We start from the raw sequence: 21,322 nt of genomic DNA, 5'->3' as shown, positions 1-21,322 counted from the left end.
GACACATTCCTCCTCTTTTCAATAGTGGCGCAAGGAGGTTTGTTTTCCCATTACAATCCGGTTTACCCCTGAGCTATTGAAGGTTTTTTGTATGGGGAAATTGTCGAATGAACTATACGTTTAAGCGACTGTTCCAAGATTAAAACATCTTATGTTGATTTTGAGAAACTCACATCTCAAATCCCTTGTAACATTAGATAGGCACCACTCTTTTCTAGGTCGACTAGGGTGTCGTGTCTGGTTTCTGCCCTGGAAAATGCAAAACAACTGTAGAAAAAATGAATAAAAGACATAGGAGTATTCAGATGAAACGATTATATGAAATAACAGGAATATTTACTGTGTTTATCGTGGCGCTCTTCTCCCTTCAATCAACTGCAGTCGGGGCAAACGAGATCTGCAGTCCCACAACGGGCACCGCGATTCAGTTATTGGACAATAAAGGGGAGTTAAAACAAACGCTGTCACTAGACGCAAACCATTCCGGCACATCGATCCGGACGATCCTTAATAATGCCATTACAAAGGTTTCCGCCTATCCGCAAGATGTATCGAATGGGAAAAGGGGAACGGTCCGTTTGTCAAAAGGCCAGTTTACGGCGAGTGCCTTTATTGCAATGAAAGAAGGGGTCATTTTAGAAGGGACGGTTGAGAACGATCGCCCCGTCACGACAATGTGTACCCAGCCCTCAAGCAATTCTGTCACGATTAAAATCATGGTGAGCCATACTGGTGTCAAAAACCTGATACTAGAAGGAAAACGAAGGACGGAAGACCCCAAAACTGGGAAACCGAGAAATTATTTTGAAGCAAGGAACAGGGGCATTGAGGTCACTGCAATCGATCAATCCAAATCCACGGCGGATTTGGTGTCTGTCTATTCGGCTGTGAATGATTTGCACAGGCTTCAAAATATCCTGATCGAGGATGTTCAAATTTCCGGGTATGAGGGATATGGCATTTACTTAGAACATGTGAATGGAGTCATGATTAAAGGGTCTGATTCAAGAAAAAGAAACAAAATGGCCATAAAGGATATTGGATATGCAGGCATCGGCGGTTATTCCGCGAGTAACGTGACTGTAAGGCATGCGACGGTGAGAAACCTTGGGCCCGGGGAGACGGTGGGCAATACCAAACAAAGCTATGGCATCGCCTTTAGTCACCGGAAAGACAGTGCCGGAGATGCAATGACTCAATCAAAGTTCCAGCGAAGTGACACAATCGCAGTCGAGGGGAATGTGGTGGCGAACAACCCTGGATGGGAAGGGATTGACACCCATTCAGGCCAAAATGTTTCCTTCACGAATAATGTCATCTTAAACACGCGTTTTCCAATCATTGTCGGCGGAATGGATTACAAGGGAGGAGCTATCTCAGCTTACCCACCCGGCAATATTACGATTGAGGGGAATAGAATCAATTCTTTTAATGATTATGCGTATTACGATATAGGTAAAAATGCAACAGTCAGCGAACGGGGCATTACAGTCAACGGAACGCAATACCATGATCTTACTGAAACAAAGATGGGCTTCCTGCAAAAGGTCGTGATTAAAGGCAATTATGTGAATGATATCCGGGCTGCTGTCGAGGAATGGGGAGGCATCAGTATTCATGTGACCAAAAATGCCCTTATTGAAAGCAATATCATTGAAAATAGCCTCAACAATGGGATCGCGATGCTTAGCTCCAACAAGTTCACCAAAATCAAAGGAAACATCATAAACCAAATTCATAAATCCGATGAAAAGTTCATTTCAGCGGGCATTGGTATCAGAGGGTCGCATAATAACGGCAGCCCTACAAATGACTATGCCATCACCTCTTTGAACATGAAAAACAACGTCATTGAAGGGGATAACAGATTTACCGAAGTTGGGCATGAAATCCATGTACATGATAAAACGGTTTATAACCGCCTGGATGACTGGATTGCCATCTCGGCATTCCTTGATTGGAACAAACCTAATGTGAAAAACATCATGGAAGATGGTGAAACACATCTGAATTATCTAGAGTAAGGGAGGGCTGTACAAGATGCTAGTGGGTTTCAAAGTTAAAACGCCTCATTCTAAAAAAGGGACATGCCTCACCTATATTAAGTGTTACATTTGTTTTCTGGGGTGAAGCAAAGCATTACTCTGTAAGTCAAATTGAATCACAGTGGGTAAAAGAGGAAGTGGAAAAGTGAAGATTCTTTATTTGCATCAATATTTCAATACCGATAAAGGCAGTACCCGATCTTATGAAATAGCTAAATTTTTAGTCTCTAAAAATAATAAAGTCACCATCATCACCGGGAATTCCATAGATTCGCGAGAGGGAATAAAGATAATCTCAACCAAAACTAAATATAAACAAGAATATAGTTACCTGAAAAGATTACTATCGTTTGTTCATTATATGTATAAAAGTTTTTTTATTGGGGTGAAGGAGAAGGAGGTAGACGTTGTTTATGCTTCCTCGACCCCTTTGACAATTGGATTGATAGGTATGCTTCTTGCAAAGGTGAAGCGCAGCGAATTTGTTTTTGAAGTAAGGGATTTATGGCCAGATATACCTATTGAGCTGGGAATCATCAGACATGAATGGTTAAAGGGAATTTTATTGAAGCTAGAAAGCATGATTTATTCTTCAGCTGATAAAATCATCGTGCTTTCGCCTGGAATGAAAGAAGATTTATTGAGAAAAGGAGTCAAACGGGAAAAAATTGCTACGGTTACTAACTTTGCGGATATAAACTATTTTTCTCGAATTCGTTCCGAAGATAAAGAAGAGGCATTGGATAAATTAGGTTTAAAAGCGAAGTTTATCTGTTTATATGCAGGCACATTAGGATTTATCAATAATATCGATTATATTTTACAGCTTGCCGAAAAGACGGATGACCCCGATATTGTCTATCTAATTGTAGGTGATGGAAAGGAAAAAGAACGCTTAATTCAAGTGAAAGAGAGCAAAAGATTAAACAACGTCATTTTCTTGGATCAGGTATCTAAAAAAGAAGCGTACTTATTAATGGCCATATCTCATATTGGTCTGTGTTTTGTACGTGATAATGAAATATTGGATAGGAATAGTCAAAATAAACTTTTTGATTTTTGGGCAGCCGGAAAACCAACATTAATAAACTATAAAGGCTGGCAGCATGAGGTCATGACAAAATATGATGCAGGTCACGGTTTTGAATATAGTGAAGAATCACAGATGATAGAGTATGTAAAAGCAATGAAAAATGACAAACGAATGTATCTGAAAATACAAGAAAATATAAAGCGTTTAACCCTGAATTATGAGAAAACCAAATTGATTTCAAAACTGGAGCGAACACTGTCGGAATTGGTTGTTAATGATCATTGAATATTCATGAACAATGGGTCATACAGAATTTGATATATTTGTCTGCATCTCACTTAAGGTCTATTGAAAGATCTAATTTTGGAAAAAGGATGGAGTTCCATGGAGACTATCGTAAATACAAAGCCAGTGATAACAGGTTGGGTAAAACGGGAATACCTTAAGAACATCGAGCGGATTTTGGATTCTGGCAGGTTAATTTTAGGTGAGTATACTCGGAAATTTGAAGAAAGCGTCAGACAATACAGTGATTCTAAGTATGCTGTCGCACTTTCCAGTGCAACGGCCGCCATTGAAATTATTTTAAAATATCTAGATGTTGAAGGAAAAGAAGTGATCATGCCAAGCAATACGTTCATTTCTCCAGTATATGCGGTGAAAAATGCGAAAGGAAGGGTCGTTCTTTGTGACATTAATTTAGAGGATTTCAATTTGGATTTAAATAGCCTGAAGAACGCCGTGACTCCTAAAACGAAAGTTGTCCTAATTACGTATATTGCCGGAAGGATTCCTGATAACATCTTTGAGATTAAAGAGTTTTGTGATGAGAATGATCTTTATCTAATCGAAGATGCTTCACATGCTTTTGGTGCCACTATAAATGGATATAAAGCAGGCACAATTGGATTTGCTGGGGTTTTTTCAATGTACCCCACTAAAATTGTTACAAGTGCAACAGGCGGTGTCATTACATCGGATGATATAGATTTAATCAAATACTGTGAGTTGTTAAGGCACCATGGGAATGAAAATGGTGCAGTCAATCAAGTATTATCCGGTGACATGCTTCTTAGTGAATTTAATGCATTGCTTGGTTATCTGCAAGTTCAGGAAGCTTATGGGATGATTCAGGTCAGGCAGGAAATCTTCAGTTTCTATCAAGAAAACTTGAATGAGATTTTTCATGAACACGGTCTTTACTTCCAAGCTTCATCTGACCATAATATATCTTCATTTTATAAAATAATCGTCATGTCTAAAAGCAAAGAGCAATGCGAAACATTTAAAAAGCATTTAAACGAGTGTCATATAAGCACCGGGCATTGTTATGGGGTCCCATTACATTTACAGCCCACATTGCTAGAGGAATATCCCCTTGCGTCTCTCCCGAATGCCGATAGATTTCGTGAATCTCATTTCACGTTGCCATGTCACTTGGATTTGTCAGATGAGGATCTGAAATACATTGTAGCGAAATGTAAACAGGCAGTGGAACATGGCGATTAAAAATAGGATTGGAGTGGTGGGGTCAGGTCCAATAAGCTGTGCCATGATTGATGCCATTAATGAAAGTTCAAATGGAGAGGTGATGGGAATTTGGGGGAGAAGATTTCATTTTGCCAAGGAGCTTGCAAAAGAAAAAGGAGTTTCTAAAGTTTATGGATCCCTGAATGAAGTGTTTGAAGATGATGAGCTGGATACTGTTTATATAGCCACTCCAAATGCTTCCCATTATGATCAAGCGATGGCTGCCATTGAGCATGGAAAGAACGTTATTGTGGAGAAAACGGCATTCATGACAGCCGATCAGGCCAACCGAGTTTTCGATGCTGCAGAAAAACAAAATGTTTTTGTGTTTGAGGCGGTTAGATCCATTTATGAACCCAACTTTCAAATTTTAAAGAAAGCTATTAAAAAGTTAGGGAAGATCCATGGGGCAACCCTAAAGTACCAAAACTATTCCAAGCAGTATTCGGCCTTATTAAAAGGGGAGAAAGCTCCACTTTTCGATGATAATCATGGTGGCGGGACATTAAGAACGATTGGAATTTATCCTATTTATGCGGCCATCCAATTATTTGGTGTTCCCGTTAAAAGTTATTATTTTAAACAACTGATCGTAAAAAACATTGATTTAGGCGGTACGTGCATCTTTGAATATGAAGATTTTAATATAACGATGTTGATTTCAAAAATTAACTTAACGAATGATTCAATATCGGAAATTTACGGAGAGAACGGAACCTTGCGTTTTCACTCGTTATACGATATCCGCACAATAAGTTACCGCAGTATCATTAATGACAATGAAGATACGATAAGTGAACCTATCAGTGATAACAGTTTGCATTATGAAATCACTGAATTTTCAGAATGGGTTTTAAAGAAAAATGTAACGGCCTACATGGAACAAAAGAACATTACGCTTAAAGCGATATCTATCATTGAACAAGCTTTAAATGGAGGAACATGATGAAAAAAATATTGCTAGTAACAGCACACCCGGATGATGCCGAAATTAGTATGGGCGGTACCGTTCGTAAGCTGTTGAACCAAGGACATTACATTATCAACATCATATTTTCCATCCCTTCGAATATCGAGGTCAGGAAAAAAGAGGCAATGGAGTCATCAAAGAATTTCGGATATGAGGTACAGTTTTCTAAGTACTGTGAGGGTAATAACGTTGAGGATATCCCTCTCCATAAATTAATAAAAGAGCTCGACGATATCATCGAAAAGATGGAACCAGACGAAATCTACACACATTGGATGAATGATAGTCATCAAGATCATCAAAAGTTATCAAAGGTGGTAAGAAGCTGTTTCAGGAAAAAACAATTTACACTATATGAATTCGAACAAATCAACCAAAATAATAACATCGCTGCCAATCAATTTCACCCGAATATTTATAGTGATATTACAGATTTCATGGAAGATAAAAAACGTATGATTACCGTGTTCCAATCACAGCTAACCGGGTATATGGGGCATTATTTAGTGAATGCGGAGCATATCGGCAGTTGGAGGGGTTCCCAAGTGAATTGTAAATACGCGGAGACATTCCTATTAATTTTTTCAAAAGAGGTTTTGTAGGTGGAAAAAAAGAAGATAGTCACAATTCACCAGCCCAATTTCCTGCCCTGGATTGGTTTGATTCATAAGGTTTTCCAATCGGACGTTTTTATATATTTGGCCGATGTGAAATACTCTTCAAGTAATTTTCAAAATAAAACATATATTCTAGGTGCTGATGGAAAAGAGTCAAGGCTAACTGTACCGCTTCAAAAAAAGCCTGAAATGTTACATGAAAAATTAATCAGTTATCATACCCCGAATCAAAAATGGAAAAGGAATCATTTGAAGCAAATATCCGAAGTTTATAAAAAAACTCGGCACTTTCAAGATTTCTTCCCGTTGTTGGATGAAGCATATCAAAAAGAACACGCTTTGTTAGTCGATTTAAATATTCATTTATTTGAATTGATTTTAAAATATTTAAATTATGAAGGAGAAACACACCTTTCCAATGATTTTAACACTTCCTTTGGAAAAACAGAGAGATTAGTCAGCTTAGTTAAGCAAACCGGAGGTACATGCTATTTAAGCGGGAAAAGCGGAAAGGATTATTTGGAAGAAGAATTGTTTCATAATGAAGGTATTGAAGTCGTTTATCAAAAGTTCATACATCCCGTGTATTATGTGAAAAATGAAAAAGAATGTGTAAAAAATTTATCGATTCTAGATTGGATCATGCACTATCCGGCGGATCAAATAAAAGAAACGTTAACGGAAGATAATGTAGGCAAATCAGAACAATTTAAATGAGTATATAAAATAGAGATGTGGCGTGGTTGAAAATATGAAAATAAAAAATGAATTTATGAATAAAATCCTTTTATTATTAACAGGGAATTCACTTGCACAGCTTATTCTATTCGCAAGTTCCCCCATACTGACAAGAATATATACACCAGAAGATTTTGGTGTGTTTTCAACCTATACGTCACTTTTGGCCATTCTCATGTCATTTTCATCTCTTTGTTTAGAAAAGGCGATTCCTTTAGAAAAAAAACATAGTAATACGGTTCACTTGATGTACATTAGCATGTTTACGATTGCCGTCGTTTGTATCCTGAATATAGGTTTAGGCTTCCTTAATCTATCATTATTTCGATTATACGGTATAGAAGCTTCGATAATGAATGACTTTTTGCTTTCAATGGGCCTGTTTTTTGCTGGAATCTATCAAGTGATGAGTTACTGGATGTTAAAAGAAGATAAGTTTAAAGGGTTAACTCACTCTAAACTGCTTCAATCGATTAGCAATGTAATAAGTCAGTTCTCACTTATATCCATTAATCATCAAGGAATAGGTTTAATAGCGGGAGATATGATTGGACGGGGAATAACCCTTGTGTACATTTGGCGATATTTCTTAAAGCGAATGCATTGGCCAAAAGTGAACTATAGGAGAATCGGTTATTTGCTTAAAAAATATGAGAAATTCGCCAAATACTCCACATGGTCAACCCTCTTAAGTTCCTTATCTATGCAAATCATATTTTTGTTATTGATGCGTCTATACGGACCTGACGTGACAGGGCATTTTTCCATGGCTACAAAAACGATCGGTTTACCCATTAGTTTGTTGGGAGCGAGTATTTCGACAGTATTCTATGCCGAAGTGGCAAAAAGCATTTCAAATGAACCGGGAAGAGTTTTACATTTGTATAAGAGCATTATTACTAAAACGGCCATGTTAGGTGTGCCGATAATGGTAATTTTGGCATGGATGGCACCCGGTCTCTTCAGCTTTGTTTTTGGAGGCGAGTGGCGTGTTTCCGGTGAATATGTGACATTGATGTCTTTTATGTTTTTAAGTCAAGTGATTGTCATGCCAGTTTCCCAAATATTGTTTTTAATCAAAAAACAACGGACTCAGCTCTTATGGGATGTTTCAAGGCTGTTACTGTCTTCTATTGGAGTACTGGTCATATTCATTTCAGGGGGTTCAGCTGAAACAGCCATTTTATACTTTAGCATTTGTATGGGGGCCAGCTACTACTTTTTTGCTCTCCTTGGCTATAGGGCGATACATTCCATAGATCGAGAGGATAATCTAATAAAATGAAGCTGATTCAACTGGGTCTGGTAGGATTATACGTCTGGTTACTGGATATATCCTACGTTTACTTTATTTCCCCTGAATATGCTTATATGGGGTATATATATCGGCAACATCCAAGTGCAGTCATGATAGTAATTTCCATGTTTTTTATTATATTGCCAGCCATATTCATAAAAAAGGAACTGGATAAGCCGTCGGAACTCGTTTTCTGGATTTTGTATTTTATTGTCTATATACCGGTAGTATGGGTTCCGAACTATTTATTTACGCTGCAGCCTGATTTTATATATACGAATGTTCTTTTGTTTTTTTGTTTACTTATCATTGGAAATGTAAATAGATTGCCAGCCATGAAGATTACACCTCCTAATGTTAATCTCGGTCTATTAAAAATCATTTTTGTTATAACATTATTGATTTTTTTTCTTTACATCTTCAAAGTTTCGGGCGGAATTAGTCTAAAACCTCCTATAAATTCCGAGGATATCTATGATAAGCGAATGGCCTTTCGAACGAAACTAACCCCTCTTGCAGGCTATATTATACAGTGGCTTGCAAAAGTATGTAATCCATTAATCGTGACCATTGGCTTATGCAATAAAAAATATACCTATGTGGTTATCGGACTAGGGCTGCAATACCTTTTGTACACCGTCAATGGCTTGAAGTCCACTCTTTTATCGACTGGATTATTAATCATTGTATTCATTGCTTTTCGGAAGAAGGGAAGGGATTTTTCCATACTTTTTTGTATAAGTCTTTGTTCGCTGTTAGGCATCAGCATTTTTCTTGATTTTATCCTTGATCAGGCATATTTTTCTAATTTATTTGCCAGAAGGATGATCATCACACCGGGCTTGCTGACAACCTATTATGTAGACTTCTTTTCAACTCATCCAAAAGCCTTGCTGTCGTATAGCATTTTAGAAAAATTCATAGATCCTGTTTATGACAAGAGTCCGCCATATATTATCGGTACAGAGTACTTTGGCCGACCTGAAATGGCTGCCAATGCCAATATGTTCGCCGATGCTTTTGCTAATTTCGGTTATATTGGATTCTTGGTTTATACAGTGATCTTGGCAGCGATATTATGGTTTTATGATAGCTTGACGCAAAATGAAAAGTGGCAAGGTGTCGGCATAATCCTGTTTGTTGTACCTGCATGGTGTTTAGCGGATACTGCGCTTACAACAACGTTTGTGACAGGCGGGATGTTTTTTACTTTCGTTATCATGTATTTATTGTTAGGGTCAGATTTACAAAAGGGAGATAACAGATGAAGTTATTTTATAATATTAGTTCGGTGCACCCATGGAATGATACGAGGATTTATTTTCGGCAAGCCTTTTCTTTTGGAGAAACAGGAATGTACAAGGTGAAGCATATAGCGATTGAAAGTGACCTAATCCCTGATCATATACCTGCAAATATAGAAGTTGAACTGTTGCCTAAGAAATCCAGGAAAGGGCGTATGTTAAATTGGACTGCCCTGTACCGGAAGATTAAGAAGGATAAACCTGATGTGATTCAGTTTCATGATCCGGAGCTGCTGATTTTAATGAGCTTCATAAGGAGAATTCCCCGTTATCATCCAGTCATTGTTTATGACATGCATGAAAATGTACCAAAGGTCCTTATGAGAAAAAAAATACCCGGAATTGCATTGAGTATATATCGTCATTTGGAGAAACGATTGCTAAGTGCATGCAGCGGGGTCGTGTTTGCAGAAATGACGTATAAAGAGGATTATCAGTTCTTAACTTGTCCAACAACAGATGTTTACAATTACCCGAAAATTCCCGAAATGAAAGAAAACAAAGGAAAAGAAGATGTTTTCACCTTTATCTACCTAGGAAGCATCTCTGATATACGTGGCGGGGAAACCATGCTGATTCTTGCAAAAAGATTAGTAGAATTAAAGAAAGTGTTTCATATGAAGATCATTGGAACGGGCAGTGAAGGATACATCGAAAAATTGAAAACTTTCATCCTGGACAACGGCTTGGAAGATTATATCAGTCTAGAGGGTGTAATGGCCTTTGATAAAGCATTCGAATCCATCCAGAAAGCACATGCAGGCATGGCATTTTTAGTTCCTGATCCTAATTTCATGGGTGGTAAAACAACAAAGTGTTTTGAATATATGGCCGCTGGCATTCCATTTATGGTTTCTGATTTTCTTATTCAAGATGTAATGGATAAATGGAACTGTGGAGTGTCGGCCGATGTAGCAAACATGGATGATATGGTTCAAAAAGCGGTTTATTTACTGGAATCCCCTGAGGAATCCGCAAACATGGGGAAACGAGGAAAAGCTGCATATAGACAAGAATATAATTGGGAGAATGAAAAGGAAAAACTACTATCTCTGTTTGATGAATTAAATTCATGCTCCTAGGAGGTTTGCTATGGGATTATTTAAATGGATAAATAAATTGGCATTTATTAGTAACTGGGGGAGATTGGGCGGAATCCATGGAATAATCGTCATGTTTGTTTACCGGATAGGCAATATAATTTACTATAAAGTGAACGTTCCAATCTTAAAACAAGTATTATGGATTTTGTACCGCATGATAGATTTGTTAATTATAAGACTCTTCATGAACTGTGAATTTCCTGCGCAATCTCAAATAGGAAAAAAATTGCATCTCCCACATGGAGCTAAAGGCATTATAATAAATCCGTTTACTAAAATAGGGGATCATGTTACAATATTGCATCAAGTAACGTTCGGGCAAAGTAAAGAAATCAGAAAAGCTCCTGAGGTTTGTGATTATGCATATATTGGAGTGGGCGCTAAAATATTGGGCGGCATCCGAATTGGCACGAATTCGAAAGTGGGGGCAAATGCAGTTGTTTTGACATCCGTTCCCGATAATTGCACGGCGGTTGGGGTGCCAAGTGTGATTAAAGGTAAGCAGAAAGAAAACGTTATAAAATAATTGCACGTAAACAAATAAAGGAGTGTTCAATTAGCCTAATTGAACACTCCTTTTTATTATCCCATGGTGCCCTTCATGAGATGATCAAGCCAGGAAAATCAGTTGATAAAGAAATAGGGCAGCAAACATGTACACGAACGGATGCACTTCACGGAATTTGCCTCTTGCCATTTTTAAAATGGGGTAGGCGATGAATCCGAGTGCTATCCCGTTGGCGATGCTTGATGTCAAAGGCATGGCGACAATGACCAAAAAGGCTGGGAATGATTCATCAAAGTGTGTCCAGTCAATTTCATTAATGCTCTTAATCATCATGCTTCCCACGATGATCAAGCTAGGTGCCGTGATTGCCGCTACATTTGAGACAGCTCCTATCAATGGACTGAAGAAGGCTGTTATCAAGAAAAGGATGGCCACTACCAAAGCGGTTAAACCTGTCTTGCCGCCCGCTCCTACACCAGCTGATGATTCAACCGAGGCAGCGGTCGGGCTTGTACCGAACATGGCACCGACAGTAGTGCCGACGGAATCTGCAAAGAAGGCACTGCCGGATTTTTCAAGCTTGTTCTCCTTCAGCAATCCAGCTTGACGGACAATTCCTAATAAAGCACCGGTCGTATCAAATAGCATTACAAGCAATATGGAGAAGACGACGCCATATAGCCCGTAGTTAATGACATCGGCGATAGATGTGATGGGATTGGCGACTATAATGCCTTCAGGTAATGAAGGGGTGGAAACCAGGCCGTTAATTTCCAATTGGCCTGTAAAGAAAGCGATTATGGCAGTCACGATCATTCCGATGAATATCGCTCCCTGCACATTGCGAACGATCAGTACGATCGTTATGACCAAACCAACCAATGTAAGCGCCACGCTGGGATCCCTGAAGCTTCCAAGGGTAACCAGGTTGGATTCATGCTGTGTGACGACACCTGACAAACGCAGTCCGATGAAGGTGATGAAAAGCCCGATTCCGGCACTGATAGCATGTTTCAAGTTATTTGGTATGGCCTCGATCAATTTTGAACGGAAAGAGGTTAGGGATAAAAGGATAAAGATGATGCCTGTAACAAAGACTGCAGAGAAAGCAACTGTGTATGAGATATCATGGGTTCCCAATACCGAGTATGCAAAATAAGCATTCAATCCCATTGCCGGTGCTATGACAATTGGGTAATTGGCTAAAAGGGCCATGCATAGGGTACCGACTATTATTGCGATTATGGTTGCTGTGAATGCCTGGTCGAATGGAACACCGGCATCAGAAAGGATCATGGGGTTTACAACGATGATATAAGCCAGTGTTAAAAAGGTTGTAAGCCCCGCAAGTACTTCCGTCTTAATATTTGAATTCCGTTCTTTTAATTTAAACATGCGGTCACTCCTTTTTTCTATGCAAAAAATCCTTGCAAAAATCTACAAGGAGGAGATGCTTACCCTTTTTCAAGTAAGTAGCTCGATGAAAATAAATCTTATAAATTATATTAGAAAAATAACTAAAGTACAATAGCATGAAAAATTTTAAGGTACAGGTTTTCTCGAAAATAGATAATGATATACTAACAAATAGCTTAGACTAAGGATAATGACATGAAGTGAAAGAAGCTGTTACCATTAAAGTGGATTTATCAGTCAATTAAATGAAGAAATTCAGAAAGTAGGCCCATACATGACAGAATTCATCGACCTTGGCGTCAGCCCGGCGATTAATAACATATTAAAGCAAATAGGAATATCCGCCCCTACCCCGATTCAGGAGAAATCGATACCAGATATCCTTGCTGGAAGGGATGTCATCGCGAAGGCGCAGACGGGAACGGGGAAGACTTTGGCATTTTTGCTGCCAATCTTGGAAAAGGCCGATCCCGCCGCATCCCACATACAATCATTGATCGTCACGCCAACCAGGGAATTGGCTTTGCAAATCACTGCTGAATTGAAAAAATTCGCTGATGAAATCGAGGGACTTCAAGTGCTTGCAGTTTATGGCGGACAGGATGTCGAGCAGCAAATGAAAAAGCTGACAAGAAACATCTCCGTGGTGGTCGCCACGCCAGGAAGGTTATTAGATCATTTACGAAGAGGCACCATTGATCTCTCACAAACTCAAACACTTGTGCTTGATGAAGCTGATCAAATGCTTCATATTGGGTTTTTACCAGAAGTGGAAGAGATCATGGGACAGCTTCCAGATGAGCGCCAAACGCTGCTCTTTTCAGCAACGATGCCTGAACAGGTGCATCAATTGGCAAAACGCTACATGACTAAACCATTAACTGCCGCTGTGAAGGCAGAGCAAGTAACGGTCGAGAAAATCAGGCAGCTTGTCATCGAGACGACCGATCGTGCCAAACAATCTTCATTAATCAACATGATCAAAGAAGAACAGCCATACCTTGCGATCATATTTTGCCGTACAAAACGGCGTGTTTCGGTTTTGAATGATGCCCTGAAGGCAGCTGGATTCAATTCTGAAGAGCTTCATGGTGACCTTTCACAGGCAAAGCGGGAACGTGTGATGAAAAACTTCAGAGACGCAAAGCTTCAATATTTAGTGGCAACGGACGTTGCTGCACGAGGGCTTGATGTAGAAGGCGTGACCCATGTGTTTAATTATGATGTTCCCGAGGATGCAGAAAGTTACATCCACCGAATTGGCCGGACGGGCAGAGCGGGTGAGAACGGCTTGGCTGTAACCTTCATAGCAACGAAGGATCTTCAGCTTTTAAGCGATATTGAAAAAGGGATATCCATGAAAATCGAAAGAAGGACGATTGAAGGAGTGAAAATGTTCCAACCCGATGAGGTGAGGCAAAAAAGGAAGCGTCATGATGACTCTTCCGATGAGGGTACCCGCCGCCCGCGTTCGGGAGGGGGAAGGAAACATCGGGAACGGATAGATACGAGAGGACCGAATCGGGGCAGTCACCGTTCTGTAAATCAAGCGGACAATCGTGAAGTCGAGAGGGAGAAACCACGTGGAGGCCGGATGGAAAACAGCCGCGGGCCTATACGTGAGGATTCACGGGGAGTTCGTTCGGAAAACGGCCGCGGACCTATACGTGAGGATTCACGGGGAGTTCGTTCGGAAAACGGCCGCGGACCTATACGTGAGGATTCACGGGGAGGCCGTTCGGAAAACAGCCGTGGACTAAGGCGAGAGAATCCGCGGAGTGGCCGCTCGGAAGACAGCCGTGGACAAAAGCGTGACAATCCACGAGGAGGTCAAAGAGACGGCCGTAGATCAACTAGTACACAAGGGGCGAGTAATCGCAGAGGTGGATCTGGCAGCAGCCCCAATAGAGGGAGAAACCGGTAAAAGGGGGAGACGGGAGTGAACAAGCCTTGGTTGGCAGAATATCCAGTTTCTCTGGATCTGGCAGGGAAATTGATCATGCTGCAGTTTCCGGAAATTGAGTTGAAAGAAATCAAGCAACTTGGGGAGGGTTTCGATAACACGGTCATACAAATCAATGGGCAATTTGTATTCCGTTTTCCCCGCCGCCCTATTGCAGTTACGTTGATTCAAGTGGAAAATCAGCTTTTGCCTTCCATTGCAGGCACTTTTCCGCTTGCTATCCCTGAACCAATCTTTTTTGGGAAACCAAGCACTTTGTATCCTTATCCTTTTACCGGTTATAAAATGGTGAAGGGACACTTGCCTGTAGAAGGAACAAAAGCAAATAAGGTCGAATCGGCAAAAAGATTTGCCCGCTTTTTGAAGGTTCTTCACAGTATCCCTGTCGAAAGGGCTATGCGTTTAGGTGTGCAGCCTGATGGGATGATGAGGCTTGATGTACCCTATCGAAAGAAATCACTTATGGAAAATGTCTCGAATCTAATAAACCTAGGATACTTTGAACAGGCGCATGCAGTTAAGGATTTTGTTGAAACCTTACGTGAATTGGACGTTCAGCATCCGATTTCACTCGTTCACGGAGACATTCATATCCGGAATGTTTTACTTGATGACGAAGGCGTTCTCGCAGGTGTTATTGATTGGGGAGATGTTCATATCGGGAATCCAGCCATTGATTTCTCCTTTTTATACAGTTATTTCCCAAAAGAGGTGCGCAGGGTTTTTTTTGAAATCTATGGTGAAATCGAAAAGGAAACAGAAAGCCTAGCCCGGTTCAGAGCCATATATATGCTTGTTACATTACTCGTTTATGGCATAGATCGCCACGATGAAGAGCTGATTGCCATTACGAGTACCGGTTTGGAATTTGCTATAGAAGAATAATTGTCATGCTCTTTTGATGTTTAGGAGGTACATATGAAGGCAAGTTATTATCAAACAATCACATTAATGGCGAACATATTGGATCAAGCTAATATTCCCTACCAATATTCAGGTCGATCTGCTCTTTTCGTACAAGGAGTGGATATCGATGAATATAAGAAAATCGACATGGATGTACAATGGGATGTCTTTAATGAGGCTTTGGATCTTTTTTCCGAATACGCGCCAACAAAGCCTGAAAGAAGTCCTGAGACTGCATTCTTTCTAATGGATGTCGAGGGGATTTCTGTCACTGTTCGCTGCCGGTTTAACACGACCATTAAAACGGACCCTTATCGTTTATCCATAAAGATGGGGGATATGGAGGTTTGGTGCAGGTCGTTATACAGTTATTTATACGAAGAAGAAATGAGAAAGTTCAGTGCCGAGATTCATGCTTACTTATCAGCCGAGCAGAAGGGGTTCACAGCGGAAAATGAACAGGCGTGGAACCAGAATAATTATTTAGCGCTTGTCAATCGTTATGGAGATCCCGTTGAATTGGCATCAAAAATCAAACAGAACCCAAAATGGAGACTGCACCCTTTTTATAAATATATGGGGGAAATATCCGGCAAAAAAATCACTCATTTGATGGGATCGAACGGTGTTAAGGCAGTTGCACTGGCCATATTGGGAGCAGAAGTGAAAGTCGTTGATTTTTCCCAGGAAAACGCAATGTTTGCAAATAAGCTGGCAAGTGGCGCCAAAGTCTCCATCGAGTATATAGTTTCGGATGTCCTTTCGCTATCATCCGAGCATGAATCGGGGAATCAGGATTTGGTTTTAATGGAGCTCGGTGTACTTCATTACTTAATAGATCTGCAGCCGTTATTTGAAAAAATTAAAATGATGCTGAAACCTGGAGGCCGATTCGTACTGCATGAATTTCACCCGATTTCAACAAAGCTCATTACTTCAAATGGTAAAAAACACAAAGTCACAGGCAACTATTTCGCTCCGGCAATCGAAAATAATGAGGTCGCTTTTTCGAAGCATATGCCGGATGAGGAAAAAGGGAGCCTTTCAAGAGTTGTACAGCGTAAATGGACAATCGGGGAACTTATAACGTCAATAGGTCAATCAGGGCTCGTTATTAAAGTGCTCGAGGAAGAACCGAATCATAAAATCCATGATATTGGGCTTCCGAAAACATATACCTTGGTGGCGGAACGAGTTTAAGCTGCATGATGAGGAAATGAAAGCTGACTGAAGGAGCCTTTTCAGTCAGCTTTTTTATTTATTCCTTAATAAAGAGGATGCCGCTTCTGCGACATCCCCGAAAAAGATTAATTTTGGGCCGACCACTCTTCTACATCCCATACTTTGGTAACCCAATCTTCATAGAAATCAGGTTCATGGCATACGAGGACAATCGTTCCTTTATACTCTTTCAATGCACGTTTCAGTTCTTCTTTTGCAACGACATCCAAATGGTTCGTCGGTTCATCGAATAACAGCCAATTGCTTTCGGTAAGCATGAGTTTACATAGGCGCACTTTAGCTTGTTCTCCACCGCTTAGATGGCTCATCGGACGTGTAATGTGCTCATTTTTCAAACCGACACGGGCAAGAATCGCACGTACCTGCGGTTGGTCCAGATGCGGAAATGCATTCCATACTTCATCGATCGGCGTCGTATCGCCTGCTTTCACTTCTTGTTCAAAATACGAAGAAAAAAGGAAATCGCCAAGTGATCTTTTACCGCCTAGAGGATCGATTTTACCCAAAATCGTTTTTAATAGAGTGGATTTACCAACTCCGTTACAGCCGACCACGGCAATTTTTTCTCCCCGCTCGATGGTCATGGACAACTTCGGAAGCAATGGGCGGTCATATCCGATTTCTAGATCTTCACCTTCAAAGACATAACGGCTGCTCGCACGTGACTCTTTAAAGTCAAAGGTAGGTTTCATTGCAGTTTCCGGACGATCGATGCGTTCCATGCGATTCAATTGCTTTTGACGGCTCTTTGCCCGTCCGGTCGTTGAATAGCGTGCTTTATTCTTTGCAATGAAATCTTCTTGCTTTTTAATGAATTCGCGCTGTTTTTCATAGGCGTTAATATGTTGGTTTTTATTCAATTCAGCCAGCTCAAGGAATTTTTCATAAGTTGCCGTGTAACGGGTCAATTTAGAAAATTCAAGATGGAAGATGACGTCGACGACGCCGTTCATGAACTCGGTATCATGCGAAATTAATAAGAATGCATTAGGATATTCCTTTAAGTAGCTGCTCAGCCAGCGGATATGCTCCACATCCAAGTAGTTCGTCGGTTCATCAAGGAGCAGTACTTCAGGCTGTTCCAAAAGTAGCTTGGCTAGTAAAACCTTTGTCCGTTGTCCGCCGCTTAGGGCAGAGACATCACGGTCCAAACCTATTGCATCCAACCCTAAACCGCGTGCCGCTTCTTCAATTTTAATATCCAGATTGTAAAAACCGCCGGCTTCCAGCTTGTCCTGGATTTCACCCATTTGTTCCAAGAGTTCTTCAAGTTCCTCCGGAGTGGCAGTACCCATTTTCTCTGTAACTTCATTCAGTGCTTTTTCCTGCTCGAATAAAGGTAAGTATGCATCCCGTAAGACGTCGCGAATCGATTTACCTTTTGAAAGTATCGTATGTTGATCAAGATAGCCATATTCGACACCAGGTGTCCATTCGACCCGTCCATCATCATGGATAAGTTGCCCTGTAATGATATTCATCATCGTTGATTTCCCGACACCATTTGCCCCGACCAGACCAACATGTTCGCCGGCCATCAGGCGGAACGAGACATCCTTGAATAAGGTACGGTCGCCAAAGCTGTGTGCTAATTTATCTATAGAAAGTAAGCTCATTTTATATTGAACCTCCCAATTAATTTGAAAAAATCCCTACGTTTCATCATACTAAAATCTGCACGGGAATGCTATCTAATCTATTAATTTACATATATGTGGGTACAGGGAGCCCCTCGAAGGGTAATCCTTAATGTGAACCAATGGATCCAATGCCATGCCGTGCATTATCGCCCTGTCTTAAATTATATGAGATAATGGAGGAACCAGTTTAAAAGCGAAAGGATGTTATTATGAGTAAAACAGTCGTACTGGCCGAGAAACCTTCGGTCGGCAGAGATATAGCAAAAGTACTGAATTGCGGGAAAAAGGGTAATGGCTTTTTTGAAGGAGATCAGTATATCGTCACTTGGGCACTAGGTCATTTGGTCACCCATGCAGATCCGGAATCTTATGATGAAAAATATAAAACTTGGCGCCTTGAGGACCTGCCCATGCTGCCGCCTGCTTTGAAATTGGTCGTGATCAAGCAATCAGGCAAACAATTTCAATCGGTTAAAACACAATTAAATCGCAATGATGTCAAGGATGTCATCATTGCAACGGATGCAGGCCGTGAAGGGGAACTTGTTGCACGCTGGATTCTCGAAAAAGCGAATGTGAAGAAGCCGGTCAAACGGCTTTGGATTTCCTCTGTAACGGATAAAGCGATCAAAGATGGATTCAAAAATCTGAAGGATGGCAAGGAGTATGAAAACCTATTTGCCTCTGCTGTAGCAAGGGCGGAAGCGGACTGGATCGTTGGGATGAACGCGACACGTGCCCTAACAACGAAGCATAATGCCCAGTTATCCTGCGGGAGGGTCCAAACGCCGACACTTGCGATGATTGCAAAAAAAGAAGAGGAAATAAAACAGTTCCAGCCTAAGAAATTTTATGGCGTTTCGGCAATTGCAGAATCCAATTTGCGCCTGATCTGGCAAGATGCCCAATCAAAAGATATCCGCACATTCGATAAAACCAAGGCAGAAGAGGTTCTTGCAGCCGTTAAGGGGAAAAGTGCAGAAGTGGTTGAAGTGAACAAGGCACATAAGAAAAGTTTTGCCCCTTCATTATATGATCTAACAGAACTTCAACGGGACGCCAATAAGAAATTCGGCTATTCGGCGAAAGAGACGTTATCGATCATGCAGCGCTTATATGAAAGCCATAAGGTCTTGACTTATCCAAGGACGGATTCACGCTTTTTATCAACGGATTTGGTTGATACGCTAAAAGAAAGATTACAGGCTGTAAGCATTAAACCATATGCCCAGTATGCATCTAGGATTCTGCGCAGCCCGATTAAAACCAATAAATCGTTCGTGGACGATAGCAAGGTTTCTGATCACCATGCAATCATCCCCACTGAGCAAACGCCGCTGCCGGGAAAACTGAGCGACAAAGAATTGAAAATCTATGATTTGGTCGTTAAAAGGTTCCTTGCTGTATTGATGCCGCCTTTTGAATATGAACAAACGACCATCACCGCAAAAATGGGGCAGGAAACGTTCATGGCAAAAGGGAAGGTCGTCCTGAAATCAGGATGGAAGGAAGTCTATGATCACCAATTCGATGAGGAAGAAGCTAAGGATGGCCTTGCTGAGCAACTGCTTCCGAATGTTCAAAAAGGTGACAGTTTAACCATTTCAACTGTGAAACAAACAGAGGGTGAAACGAAACCGCCGGAACCATTCAATGAAGGGTCGCTTCTTTCGGCGATGGAGAATCCTGCACGTTTCATGGCAGGGGAAAGCAAAGAGCTCATTAAGACTCTTGGTGAAACTGGCGGGATTGGAACTGTGGCAACGCGGGCTGACGTTATTGAAAAATTGTTCAATAGCTTCCTGATCGAGAAGAGAGGAAAGGGCCTTCATGTCACCTCGAAAGGAAAACAACTTCTTCAATTGGCACCTGAAGACTTGCAATCTCCAGCTTTGACAGCCCAATGGGAGCAAAAGTTAAATGCGATAGCAAAAGGGAAGCTTCCAAAACAGGCCTTCATCGGCGATATGCGCGCTTATGCCAAAAATATCGTTTTTGAAATCAAAAATAGTGACCAAAAATTCAAGCATGATAACGTGTCAGGAACGAAATGCCCTGATTGCGGCAAGCTGATGCTAGAAGTGAATAGTAAAAAGGGTAAAATGCTCGTCTGCCAAGATCGTGAATGCGGCCACAAAAAAAGTGTTTCACGTGTAACAAATGCCAGATGCCCACAATGTCACAAAAAGATGGAAATGCGCGGTCAAGGAGAAGCACAGACATTCACCTGTAAATGCGGTTTTCACGAAAAACTTTCTTCTTACAATAAACGAAAAGGGCAAAATAAGAATCAAAAAGTATCCAAAAATGAAGTATCCAATTATATAAAAAAGCAAAATAAAGAAGAGCCGATCAATACTGCATTGGCGGATGCCTTGGCAAAACTGAAATTCGATAAATAAAAGAAAGAGTCCTTCACTTTTAGTTCCAAGGTGAAGGGCTCTTTTTTATGGAGTTAATTGCATGGCGGTATGGGGAAATTTCCTTGTCGGCAGGCCCGTCTTTCCAGACAACAAGGTTGTAGCTTTATGAACGCAAAATTGATATAAAAGAAAAAGACGGCAGAAAGGGATGGAGCGCTCGCTCCATCCCTTTCCATATATCGCTGCATCTGTTAAATTTCATTCAGTACGGTGCCATGTAATTCATATTCAAGTGTTTTGTCAGTGTGTGTGTTTATCCGAATCTACTCGTATGAGCGTACTGAATGGCTTCTGATCACCCGGACTGAAAATTGCTTCATCATTCTCTGGATTCCATAGGCTGTAAATACTCATGATCGTATCCTCCTCCTTTGGATGAGAAGACTAGTAATTCCCATATTTGATTATCATCCAACTCTTCAATTGATTCTAACGCTGATCACCGGGACTAAACACCGCTGCGTCATTCTCTTTGTTCCATTGGCTTCTGATTGTACTCATCATGCACTATCATCTCCTTTGGTGAGAATGTCTTACAGTATTTATATACCCGGATGGGACAGGATAAAACATATATTTTTAAAAAA

At 40.7% G+C, this 21,322-nt stretch carries 16 protein-coding genes; 14 read left to right on the top strand and 2 right to left on the bottom strand.

Going from position 1 to position 21,322, the window contains the following annotated elements:
- Window positions 1–305 precede the first annotated feature (305 nt).
- The 10 genes from ACYP5M_RS15365 to ACYP5M_RS15320 all read left to right on the top strand — a co-directional run bounded on the left by ACYP5M_RS15365 (window position 306) and on the right by ACYP5M_RS15320 (window position 11,163).
- Entirely contained in the window at window positions 306–2,024 is a 1,719-nt protein-coding gene (locus ACYP5M_RS15365; RefSeq protein WP_434168197.1) for a right-handed parallel beta-helix repeat-containing protein, read from the top strand.
- 166 nt (window positions 2,025–2,190) lie between these two features.
- Window positions 2,191–3,363 carry a glycosyltransferase family 4 protein gene (locus tag ACYP5M_RS15360; protein WP_434168196.1) on the top strand — a complete coding sequence of 391 codons (1,173 nt, stop codon included), beginning with the start codon at window positions 2,191–2,193 and terminating at the stop codon, window positions 3,361–3,363.
- Window positions 3,364–3,462: 99 nt separating this feature from the next.
- The gene (locus ACYP5M_RS15355) at window positions 3,463–4,587 is read left to right on the top strand and encodes a DegT/DnrJ/EryC1/StrS family aminotransferase (RefSeq protein WP_230176061.1); all 1,125 of its coding nucleotides are present in this window, start codon (window positions 3,463–3,465) and stop codon (window positions 4,585–4,587) included.
- The gene (locus tag ACYP5M_RS15350; protein ID WP_434168195.1) at window positions 4,577–5,554 is read left to right on the top strand and encodes a Gfo/Idh/MocA family protein; all 978 of its coding nucleotides are present in this window, start codon (window positions 4,577–4,579) and stop codon (window positions 5,552–5,554) included. The genes ACYP5M_RS15355 and ACYP5M_RS15350 overlap by 11 nt, the downstream gene beginning before the upstream one ends.
- Window positions 5,554–6,180, top strand: coding sequence for a PIG-L deacetylase family protein (locus ACYP5M_RS15345; RefSeq protein ID WP_459735223.1), 627 nt, complete (start codon window positions 5,554–5,556; stop codon window positions 6,178–6,180). The genes ACYP5M_RS15350 and ACYP5M_RS15345 overlap by 1 nt, the downstream gene beginning before the upstream one ends.
- A complete protein-coding gene (locus ACYP5M_RS15340) occupies window positions 6,181–6,912 on the top strand; it encodes a WbqC family protein (protein ID WP_434168193.1) in 732 nt (243 codons plus the stop codon).
- 34 nt (window positions 6,913–6,946) lie between these two features.
- A complete protein-coding gene (locus tag ACYP5M_RS15335) occupies window positions 6,947–8,218 on the top strand; it encodes an oligosaccharide flippase family protein (RefSeq protein ID WP_459735222.1) in 1,272 nt (423 codons plus the stop codon).
- Window positions 8,215–9,498 (top strand): hypothetical protein, encoded by a 1,284-nt coding sequence (locus ACYP5M_RS15330; RefSeq protein ID WP_459735221.1) that lies wholly within the window; start codon window positions 8,215–8,217, stop codon window positions 9,496–9,498. The genes ACYP5M_RS15335 and ACYP5M_RS15330 overlap by 4 nt, the downstream gene beginning before the upstream one ends.
- Window positions 9,495–10,616 (top strand): glycosyltransferase family protein, encoded by a 1,122-nt coding sequence (locus ACYP5M_RS15325; protein WP_459735220.1) that lies wholly within the window; start codon window positions 9,495–9,497, stop codon window positions 10,614–10,616. The genes ACYP5M_RS15330 and ACYP5M_RS15325 overlap by 4 nt, the downstream gene beginning before the upstream one ends.
- 10 nt (window positions 10,617–10,626) lie before the next feature.
- Window positions 10,627–11,163 carry a serine O-acetyltransferase gene (locus ACYP5M_RS15320; RefSeq protein WP_402943184.1) on the top strand — a complete coding sequence of 179 codons (537 nt, stop codon included), beginning with the start codon at window positions 10,627–10,629 and terminating at the stop codon, window positions 11,161–11,163.
- An 84-nt stretch (window positions 11,164–11,247) separates the two neighbouring features.
- Here ACYP5M_RS15320 and ACYP5M_RS15315 read toward each other — a convergent pair whose 3' ends face one another.
- Window positions 11,248–12,540, bottom strand: coding sequence for an NCS2 family permease (locus ACYP5M_RS15315; RefSeq protein WP_101223911.1), 1,293 nt, complete (start codon window positions 12,538–12,540; stop codon window positions 11,248–11,250).
- Between the two features lie 295 nt (window positions 12,541–12,835).
- Between ACYP5M_RS15315 and ACYP5M_RS15310 the strand changes: the two genes are divergently transcribed.
- From ACYP5M_RS15310 to ACYP5M_RS15300, 3 genes are read left to right on the top strand one after another with little or no spacing between them, the layout of a single operon-like run.
- Entirely contained in the window at window positions 12,836–14,485 is a 1,650-nt protein-coding gene (locus tag ACYP5M_RS15310; RefSeq protein ID WP_459735219.1) for a DEAD/DEAH box helicase, read from the top strand.
- A gap of 15 nt (window positions 14,486–14,500) precedes the next feature.
- A complete protein-coding gene (locus ACYP5M_RS15305) occupies window positions 14,501–15,409 on the top strand; it encodes a phosphotransferase (protein WP_459735218.1) in 909 nt (302 codons plus the stop codon).
- A 33-nt stretch (window positions 15,410–15,442) separates the two neighbouring features.
- The gene (locus ACYP5M_RS15300) at window positions 15,443–16,630 is read left to right on the top strand and encodes a class I SAM-dependent methyltransferase (RefSeq protein ID WP_459735217.1); all 1,188 of its coding nucleotides are present in this window, start codon (window positions 15,443–15,445) and stop codon (window positions 16,628–16,630) included.
- A gap of 107 nt (window positions 16,631–16,737) precedes the next feature.
- Here the strand turns inward: ACYP5M_RS15300 and ACYP5M_RS15295 are convergent, their stop codons facing one another.
- A complete protein-coding gene (locus ACYP5M_RS15295) occupies window positions 16,738–18,288 on the bottom strand; it encodes an ABC-F family ATP-binding cassette domain-containing protein (RefSeq protein WP_034316019.1) in 1,551 nt (516 codons plus the stop codon).
- Between the two features lie 233 nt (window positions 18,289–18,521).
- On the opposite strand from ACYP5M_RS15295, the gene ACYP5M_RS15290 reads away from it, so the two are divergent.
- Entirely contained in the window at window positions 18,522–20,714 is a 2,193-nt protein-coding gene (locus tag ACYP5M_RS15290) for a DNA topoisomerase III (RefSeq protein WP_459735216.1), read from the top strand.
- Window positions 20,715–21,322: the final 608 nt, after the last annotated feature.

The organism is Peribacillus sp. N1 (assembly GCF_054600815.1).
The sequence above is the reverse complement of the archived record's forward strand: the minus strand, read 5'-3'. Positions and strand labels throughout refer to the sequence as shown.

Excerpts from the sequence above, each read along its gene's own strand:
- ACYP5M_RS15350 (WP_434168195.1), top strand. The coding sequence starts at position 4,577 with ATGGCGATTAAAAATAGGATTGGAGTGGTGGGGTCAGGTCCAATAAGC.
- ACYP5M_RS15335 (WP_459735222.1), top strand. The coding sequence starts at position 6,947 with ATGAAAATAAAAAATGAATTTATGAATAAAATCCTTTTATTATTAACA.
- ACYP5M_RS15290 (WP_459735216.1), top strand. The coding sequence starts at position 18,522 with ATGAGTAAAACAGTCGTACTGGCCGAGAAACCTTCGGTCGGCAGAGAT.
- ACYP5M_RS15330 (WP_459735221.1), top strand. The coding sequence starts at position 8,215 with ATGAAGCTGATTCAACTGGGTCTGGTAGGATTATACGTCTGGTTACTG.
- ACYP5M_RS15325 (WP_459735220.1), top strand. The coding sequence starts at position 9,495 with ATGAAGTTATTTTATAATATTAGTTCGGTGCACCCATGGAATGATACG.
- ACYP5M_RS15300 (WP_459735217.1), top strand. The coding sequence starts at position 15,443 with ATGAAGGCAAGTTATTATCAAACAATCACATTAATGGCGAACATATTG.
- ACYP5M_RS15345 (WP_459735223.1), top strand. The coding sequence starts at position 5,554 with ATGAAAAAAATATTGCTAGTAACAGCACACCCGGATGATGCCGAAATT.
- ACYP5M_RS15320 (WP_402943184.1), top strand. The coding sequence starts at position 10,627 with ATGGGATTATTTAAATGGATAAATAAATTGGCATTTATTAGTAACTGG.
- ACYP5M_RS15310 (WP_459735219.1), top strand. The coding sequence starts at position 12,836 with ATGACAGAATTCATCGACCTTGGCGTCAGCCCGGCGATTAATAACATA.
- ACYP5M_RS15365 (WP_434168197.1), top strand. The coding sequence starts at position 306 with ATGAAACGATTATATGAAATAACAGGAATATTTACTGTGTTTATCGTG.
- ACYP5M_RS15315 (WP_101223911.1), bottom strand. The coding sequence starts at position 12,540 with ATGTTTAAATTAAAAGAACGGAATTCAAATATTAAGACGGAAGTACTT.
- ACYP5M_RS15295 (WP_034316019.1), bottom strand. The coding sequence starts at position 18,288 with ATGAGCTTACTTTCTATAGATAAATTAGCACACAGCTTTGGCGACCGT.
- ACYP5M_RS15355 (WP_230176061.1), top strand. The coding sequence starts at position 3,463 with ATGGAGACTATCGTAAATACAAAGCCAGTGATAACAGGTTGGGTAAAA.